General features: G+C 50.3%; 1 protein-coding gene. It reads left to right on the top strand.

Translation table 11 applies throughout. The features are described from left to right. Positions 1–111: 111 nt before the first annotated feature. Positions 112–1,102: phage tail sheath subtilisin-like domain-containing protein (locus NNO04_RS22430; protein ID WP_271446521.1), on the top strand; the 991-nt coding region annotated here is incomplete at its 3' end.

The following is a 1,102-nucleotide window of genomic DNA, read 5'->3' as shown; positions in this document are numbered from 1 at the left end:
GGCCAGCAGAATTCATTATTCTGCAATTCAGCCAGAATGTCGAACAACAATAATTACACAATATTATCGTACCAGGCTCAATGGTGTTGCTAACTCAACAACTGGAGAATAATGATGACTGTCACGCCGACCTATCCCGGTGTTTATATTGAGGAAGATGCATCCCGCTCTATTTCGGTAAGCCATGCCGCAACGGCAGTGCCGGTGTTTATTGGCGTATTCCGGCGTCTTGATGGCGTGGCATTATCTTCCGGCCAGTGTCTTCCAGTAAACAGCTGGCTTGATTTCTGCTCAACGTATATGACGCTTCCCGGCGTTTCTGTTGCTTTTACGTCGACCCCTCCTGCAGGGGAAACCGGGGAATATACCTATACCTGGAAGGTCAATGCCGGGTTTAATCCACTCTGTATTCAGAGTTATTTTCAGAATGGCGGCGGGCCCTGTTATCTGTTGCCTTTAATCAACCCGGCCAGTTCGACGGAACTGGCAACATTGCCTGATGCCATTGCAAAAGAAAGTGACATCACGTTGCTGGTTTCCGTTTACAGCACACCGGCTGAACAGACGGATGTTTACAACAGTATTAACAGCTTACTGAAGAGTGACCCGGGCTATTTTTTACTGGCTGACAGCAGTGATGGTTCGACGGTTCCGTCCACTGAGCCGATGAAGACCGCAGTCTATTATCCGAAGGTCTCGGTCAGGGCTTCCCGCCCTGCCGATACGGCGATAGTAGTGTCAGGTTATAAAGATGCCACTCATCCTGTGGGTAATGAAATTACCACGCTGGATATGCTGAAAACAGTTAATCCAGCCCAGTATGGCCTTATCAGTGCGGAAATCGATACCTTACTGGAGAGAGCCCCCATTTCTCCCGCCGCCACTCTGGCCGGTATTTATTGTACCAGTGACCGTAATCGCGGGGTCTGGAAAGCCCCCGCCAATGTGGCCATTAACGGCATCGCCGGGGTAACTGCCCTGGTTTCTGACAATGCCCAGGGAGCCATGAATAATAAGGGAATTAATGTTATCCGCTATTTCCCTGACCGGGGATATCTGGTGTGGGGAGCGAGGACACTGGCAGGAACGCAGACAAACAGTG

This window comes from Citrobacter sp. Awk 4, assembly GCF_028069725.1.
In the GTDB taxonomy this organism is placed as follows: Bacteria; Pseudomonadota; Gammaproteobacteria; order Enterobacterales; family Enterobacteriaceae; genus Citrobacter_D.
The sequence above is the reverse complement of the archived record's forward strand: the minus strand, read 5'-3'. Positions and strand labels throughout refer to the sequence as shown.